Origin of the sequence: Brasilonema octagenarum UFV-OR1, assembly GCF_963888615.1 — a bacterium.
Taxonomy (GTDB): Bacteria; Cyanobacteriota; Cyanobacteriia; order Cyanobacteriales; family Nostocaceae; genus Brasilonema; species Brasilonema sennae.
Genome location: NZ_CAWPKW010000336.1, coordinates 24,019 through 30,689, shown reverse-complemented (window position 1 = coordinate 30,689; position 6,671 = coordinate 24,019). Strand labels below are relative to the sequence as shown.

The window sequence follows — 6,671 nt, the reverse complement described above, 5'->3', positions numbered from 1 at the left end:
TAGATTCTAGATTTTAATCCAAAATCCAAAATCTAAAATCTAAAATTGTCTCGGTCATCCGGCAAATTAAGAAAAGTATTGTAGCCGTGCTGCCCAAAAACCGTAGAATTTCAGTCTTCATTTGGATCAAGAAAAACAGGCTTGCCACCATTATTAAGAGATTCTGTCAAAGCAGCAAGAATTTGCACCAACTGCGTGCCTACCTTACCAGAGGACACTTTGGAGGGACTATTTTCAAGCACACAAGTGATAAAGTGATTGCACACTCGCCCTAATGGTTCACCTGTTTCTATTTCCAGCACTTGTTGCTTCTGATTCACAGGAATAAATCGATTTTCTTGCACCTCAAACTCGCCGTGCAGTATCGTCAAAGGTGAAGTACGAGACATTTCATCAAAAATCAGACTGCCAAGATTTCCAACAACTCCTAGTCGTCGTTGTTTATCAGGATTAAGCCAACATAAGTGAATATACGCTTGAAAGTTGTTCGGATATGTAAGTGTCACCCAGACGAGGTCGGATAATCCTTGGACTAGAGAGGAATTTGACTGCTCCCCTGCAAGCTTTGGTTGCAGCCACACTGTACCTGTTGCTTGTACTTTCACTGGAATTTGATTTAGCCAAGAATTAAAGATGGCAATATCGTGAATGGCTAAGTCCCAGAGTGCATCAACATCTTGGCGAACTGGTCCTAAATGAGTGCGAGTAGCGTAACCATAACGTAAATCACCTAATTGACGCGCCTGTACAACAGCTTTCCCTTGCTCAACTGCTGGGTGAAATAAGTAGGTGTGGTCAATTATCAGGTGTCGTTCCTGTTTTTGGGCAAGTTGGCACAGTTCTTGACATTCTGCTGGGTTAAGAGTTAAAGGCTTTTCTGCTAAAACGTGGTAACCCCAATGCAAAGCATCGCTAATTAAGGAGTAATGCGTGGTGGCGGGAGTGGCAATAACAACCGCTTCTAAACCTTCCACTTGCTGTATTGCTTGCCACTCTGTTGTCAATAGAATTTCGTCACCTAAGTTATGCTGCCGTTTCACCCCCGCCAAACATTCTGGGTTCGGATCGACTACCGCCACTACACTTGCTTGCGGATGTTCTAAAAAATTTCTTAGCAAATGAACGCCCCAACGTCCAACACCAATTACAGCAATTTTAATTTTTTTAGTCATTAGTCATTAGTTATTGTCATTAGCCATGACGTAGACGCCCACCAGAAGCCTTATCCCGTTGCTACAGTTCCGTATGCCCCGTACTGTAGGCATACAAAGTAGCGTCTGCTGACAGGAGAAGAAAGAGTAAGACAAAATATAACTCACATTAGCTTATCATCTACTTTTTTATTTCAGGGCTTTTCCTGATTATCCAGTGATAAAAAAGCAACTTTTGCAGCAGCTTGTTCGGCAGCTTTGATAGAGCGTCCCTTTCCTTGACCGAGTTTTTGTCCGTGTAGCCATACCTCAGCCAGGAAACGCTCTTGAATGTGCTGGGGTTGATTCATTTCCATGACTCGATATTCAGGTAAGACTTTATACTTTGCTTGAGTCCATTCTTGCAGGGCGGCTTTGTAATTAAATCTAGCCGGATCGAGGCGAATTTCTGCTGCAAGTTTTTTGAAATGAGGATCTAGCCAAGAGCGGATCAGTTCGAGACTGTGTGTACTTAAATAAAGAGCACCTAAAATTGCTTCAAAAGCATCAGCCAGTCTTGACTCTTGACCAACTTTATCAGCAGTCGCACTGCCTGCAACAAGTAAATGTAACTCCAAGCCGTATTCTCTGGCTAGTTGGGCGAGAATGCGATCGCTCACCAACACCGAACGAATAGCTGCAAAATCTCCCACTGGACAATTAGGATAAGTTTCCCATAGAACAATAGCAGCCACTAATCGCACGACTGCATCGCCGACAAACTCCAAATGTTCATAATTTGCTGACTCGGAGACAGTGGGATGAGTCAGCGCTAAGTCCAGCAGTTGCCACTTTATCGGCGCATCTGCCTCAAGACCTAATTTTCTGACTAAGCTTTCGAGTTGTCGTTGACGGCGTGGATAAGCAATGCTCATTAGTTATTAATCATGAGTCAGAAGCGATCAGTCTTTAGTCATTGCTTGTTAACAAACGACTAAAGACTAATAAGAAAGGACAAAAAAGAGAGAGAGAGTCGGAACGTAAGCCGGGTTCTGTTCTCTTTTATAGAAACGTAACATATTACGTTTCTAGATTTAAGAGGGCGGTTATCTATCTGGGACGCTTGTTACCAAACGCCTCTAGCGGATCTTATGAGAGCGGAACTGGTAAAAGACCAACCGTAGTTCCTTCACCTTGCTCCCAACCGGGGTTTACCGAGCCATGATCTCTCGATCATGCTGGTGCGCTCTTACCGCACCTTTGCACCCTTACCCTCTTCAGTTACCATTTATCAGTTACCAGTTATCAGTTACCAGTTATCAGTTATAAGGTAGGAAACGGACTCGTCCACCCCTTGTTCACTGTTCACTGTTTACTGTTGACTGTTGACTGTTGACTGTTGACTGAAAAAGGGCGGTATGTTTCTGTGGCACTATCCTCGCGATCGCTCGCACTGGGAGTTACCCAGCAAGTCTGGTCTTTCGGGAGCCCGGACTTTCCTCAAACCAGTTTCAACGAAACTAGTCTGTAACCACCTGCGCCTACTCTCTCCCAATATCCAGTGTAATCTTTGAATGACCGAACCACTCGTTTAAGTTTACCGCCTCTGATTCCAAGGCAAGGCATACGTCCAAGGGAGTTTTCTAACAGTGAAGGGACACTTGACAATGCAAAGGGGAGGTGCTTTTGTACCGTGAGCGATACCAATATTTGTTTCGGCTAGCCTGAACACTAAATCTAGTGAGAAATCAAAGTCACGTTTTCTGCTCATAAATCTGTTAAATTCTTTTCTTTGTGCCCTGATAATGCTTGTTTTCCATTTGAGGACATTGGCTATCGAGGTTTTTGTTGCTGTGTATTTTCCAGATAACTTATCGAACTCGAAAACACTTTCAGATGAAACTGATTCTTTTAGTGTTTTTTTAGGAACAATGAGACTGGGGCTTTGAGACACGCCTAAGTCACGAGTGATGTCTGGTGACATCCGAATAACTCGCTTTGAGGTTCCGTCAAATTCCTCAAAAGCGCAATTGTCCCAATCAACGTATATTGCTACATCCTGAGATTTATTTTCGATATTAATTGACAAAGATTGTGGTTTTTCAATATCGTGCGTTTTTGCCAGTCCCCCAAAACTAATCCCAATCATGTCTTGAAGACTTTGTTCTTTCAGTTGTTCGTCTACAGATGCTTTATTAAAATCTATTTTTATTTGTTCGGCAATTGACTCAATCATTTGATTGATGGTGTAACTAATGCCAATTATATAAAGCGTCAAAATTAGTAAATTGTTGTCAGTGTTTCCCATAATTTTAGTCTATAAACTCCTTTGTATTCACTTTTTATCTTCCACTGAGTGCTCATGTCAAATTTTGGCATCAGGATTAATTTTAGAAAAATTCTTAAACCAGCCTCTCCGCCAAAAGAATAAGACCTGCACAATCGCAATTACTGCCATCACTGCTAAACACATAGGATAACCCCAATACCAATTGAGTTCAGGCATATTCAATGGCGATTTTTCCGTACTGAAATTCATACCATAAATTCCGGCGAGAAAAGTGAGGGGAATAAAAATTGACGATATAACAGTCAAAAACTTCATAACTTCATTCATTTTGTTACTTACTGCCGAAAGATAAACATCCATCAATCCTGTGGCAAGTTCCCGGTAAGTTTCTAGCATATCCATTACCTGCACCGTATGGTCATAACAGTCTCGCAAGTAAATTCTCACTTCTTCACTGATGAGTTCACTGCCATCGCGAATCAAAGAATTTATTGCATCCCGTTGAGGCCAGATGTAGCGACGCAGTTGTAACAATTCTCGCCTGATTTGATAAATTTTTTGTAGTGTGTGCCGCGAAGGATTTAGCATGACTTCTTCTTCTAAATCTTCAATTTGCTCACCATAATCCTCCAGAACAGGAAAATAACCATCGATAATTGCATCCAATAAACTATAGGCTAAATAATCTGCTTGGCGCTTGCGGATAATACCTTTGTTGTTACAAATTCGCGCTCGCACTCCTTCTAAGCAATCATGATCTGGTTCTTCTTGTACTGTAAGTAAATAATTTTTTCCTAGCACCAGACTCACTTGCTCACTATAAAATCCATATTTTTTTTCTTTTGGCACAACCATTCGGCAAATAATCACCAAATGGTCTTCATAATCTTCTATTTTTGGACGCTCTACCAAATTGACAATATCTTCTAGAACTAAAGGATGTAAATCAAACACATTTCCCAGTCTTCGCAAAATGCCTTCATCCCCTAAACCTTGGACTTCTACCCAAGAAACAGATGCTGTATCTAGATAAGAAGCGCACTCTTCCGGGGTTTTGATTTGTTTACGGATAACATCGCGAGTATTATAGTCGATCAATGTCATCTGTGGTGGTGAAGCATCTGTGGGAATAATGATGGTTCCTGGTATGCTTGCTGGTTGGTGATAGAACTCATCTTCGTTATCAGGTTTAGTGAGCATTTTAGGGGAGCGACGAACTTTTCTTGCCATGAATTTTACCTAATTGAGTTATTAGTCATGAGTTATTAGTCATTTTTTTCTGACTTGGTGACTCTCGACTTTTGGTAACGCGATGGATCGAATTTCTCTCTATTATTTATCAGTAATTTCTGTAGTACTATAGTGCATTTGTTCTATAAGTAGATTTTAGTTCTCATTTTATTATGAGAGCGGTATCTTCTGTGTCTTATATTAAAGGCAGCTCAGATATCCATTTCATAAAAGCGATCTTCAACACAGCCAAGACCACTATAAATTAGCAATACCATGAAAAAACAGTTTGGCTTGAAAAGACAAACTGCTTCAAAAATCTTAATACAATATTTGATTAAGTAGATCAACATTACTCCGCTGACTGCGTGCAAGATTACTTTGCTTTTTGTGCGACGGGCTGGACGCGCAAACCCTCTGTTTCATCAACTGTAGGAGTGGTAATCAGCGATTCATTTCCTGTCAGACCTGAGGTAATTTCTATTTCAGTGCCGTAATCTCGCCCAACGCCAACTTTTTGATAATGCACTGTCTGGTTTTTGGTGACAGTTGCGACCTGAGTACCCTCGGCGTTAACTACTAGGGCACTACCAGGTATAACAAAGGGAGGATTAGGGCGGTTGATGGCAAATTTGACAGTGGCATACATCCCTGGTCGCAGCGCACCGTCCAAATTCTGCACTTCTAACTGTGTCAGCAAAGTGCGAGTATTTGGATCTATGGCATTGCTAGTACGCACTACTTTACCCGAAAACACTCGTTGTGGTAACTCTCTAACTGTAATTTGTGCTGTTTGACCAGCTTGAACTAACGCTGATGAACTTTGTGGAACAGAAACATTCACGTTCAGGGCATCGTAAGCAGCAATGGTATAAAGGCTAGTATTGGTACTGCTAGTACCAGTGGTATTACTAGTACTGGTGGTATTGCTAGTATTGGTATTGCCAGTACCTCCTGTAATCAAAGCACCTGAATTTACGTTACGTGCGGTAATCACTCCTGCAAAGGGAGCAGTTACTTTCTTATAAGACTGTAGTACAGAATAACGTTGGAAATTTGCCCGACTAGCAAAGACGTTAGCTTGTGCTGCCTCGACATTGGCAGAGTCTGAATTAACAGTATTTTGTGCTGCTTCAACGTTAGCTAAATTAGCCTGATATGTGGCATATCTTGTATCTGCATCTTGTTGAGCGACTGCACCTTGGTTGACAAGAACTTTCCAGCGTTGCCAGCTTTGAAGTGCTAATAGCAGGTTAGCGCGGGCTTGCTTCAAATCAGCAACACCTTTAGCTAAACTAGCACGAGTTTGAGACACATTGGCTTGTGCTTGTGCTAACTCAGCTTTAGCTTGCAGAACTTGCTGATCGGTGTCTGGTGAGTCAATCTCTGCCAACAACTGACCAGCCTGTACGCGATCGCCAATGTCTGCGTACCACCGCCGCAAATACCCAGTACTACGAGCGTAAATGGTCGTTTGGTTAAGGGCTACAACACTGCCAGGCAGTTCCAAATTGGTCGTAGCAGCAGCGCGATGAGCAGTCATAACGTTGACTGAGGGTAGAGTGCTTGCTTCCTTGACTGCTGCTTCTAATTCTGACCTTTGGCTTAACCGGGGCAAAATACCTATAGCTAGTAAGCTACCAAAAAAAACAGTACCAATTACAGCCCAACCAATTCCACCGATACCGTGCCTTTGTTGTCTAGAAGTCCTTTCTTGTTGAGAATCCATAGGTAAGGTGTCCCATATTATCGAATTTGTATAAATTTAGTAGCTACGTTCATTACCATTATTGGCTTTGACAATTTTGAAATTTGAATTGCTTATCGTCGCTCCGCTTCCTAGGAACCTCACCCTGCCCTATCGGGCATCCCTCACGCCAGGTGCTATCTCCTTCGGAGACGCTGCGCGTTCGCGTAGCGTGCGCCTTGCGCTTACAAGTCGGCAAAGCCGCCCAACGCACTGGCTCTCCTTATCAAGGAGAGGGAAAAATTTTAGCTACGTTCAAAGTGAAGGTGAGGTT

Annotated in this window: 5 protein-coding genes and 1 other RNA gene; all 6 read right to left on the bottom strand. The window is 42.3% G+C overall.

What is annotated here, in order from left to right; translation table 11 throughout:
- Positions 1-110: 110 nt before the first annotated feature.
- The 6 genes from AC5590_RS30550 to AC5590_RS30525 all read right to left on the bottom strand — a co-directional run bounded on the left by AC5590_RS30550 (position 111) and on the right by AC5590_RS30525 (position 6,379).
- Positions 111-1,172: a Gfo/Idh/MocA family protein gene (locus AC5590_RS30550; protein WP_169267025.1), complete on the bottom strand. Its 1,062-nt coding sequence runs from the start codon at positions 1,170-1,172 to the stop codon at positions 111-113.
- A gap of 173 nt (positions 1,173-1,345) precedes the next feature.
- Positions 1,346-2,065: a ribonuclease III gene (gene rnc / locus AC5590_RS30545; protein ID WP_169267024.1), complete on the bottom strand. Its 720-nt coding sequence runs from the start codon at positions 2,063-2,065 to the stop codon at positions 1,346-1,348.
- Positions 2,066-2,155: 90 nt separating this feature from the next.
- An RNA gene (rnpB, locus tag AC5590_RS30540) (RNase P RNA component class A) lies at positions 2,156-2,678 on the bottom strand.
- Positions 2,679-2,727: 49 nt separating this feature from the next.
- On the bottom strand, positions 2,728-3,438 hold the full coding sequence (locus tag AC5590_RS30535) for a hypothetical protein (RefSeq protein WP_171977523.1): 711 nt from the start codon (positions 3,436-3,438) through the stop codon (positions 2,728-2,730).
- 57 nt (positions 3,439-3,495) lie between these two features.
- The gene (gene corA / locus AC5590_RS30530) at positions 3,496-4,650 is read right to left on the bottom strand and encodes a magnesium/cobalt transporter CorA (protein ID WP_169267023.1); all 1,155 of its coding nucleotides are present in this window, start codon (positions 4,648-4,650) and stop codon (positions 3,496-3,498) included.
- A gap of 376 nt (positions 4,651-5,026) precedes the next feature.
- A complete protein-coding gene (locus AC5590_RS30525) occupies positions 5,027-6,379 on the bottom strand; it encodes an efflux RND transporter periplasmic adaptor subunit (protein WP_169267022.1) in 1,353 nt (450 codons plus the stop codon).
- Positions 6,380-6,671 lie beyond the last annotated feature (292 nt).

Coding starts and splice junctions, on each gene's coding strand:
- corA (WP_169267023.1), bottom strand. CDS start 4,650: ATGGCAAGAAAAGTTCGTCGCTCCCCTAAAATGCTCACTAAACCTGAT.
- rnc (WP_169267024.1), bottom strand. CDS start 2,065: ATGAGCATTGCTTATCCACGCCGTCAACGACAACTCGAAAGCTTAGTC.
- AC5590_RS30535 (WP_171977523.1), bottom strand. CDS start 3,438: ATGGGAAACACTGACAACAATTTACTAATTTTGACGCTTTATATAATT.
- AC5590_RS30525 (WP_169267022.1), bottom strand. CDS start 6,379: ATGGATTCTCAACAAGAAAGGACTTCTAGACAACAAAGGCACGGTATC.
- AC5590_RS30550 (WP_169267025.1), bottom strand. CDS start 1,172: ATGACTAAAAAAATTAAAATTGCTGTAATTGGTGTTGGACGTTGGGGC.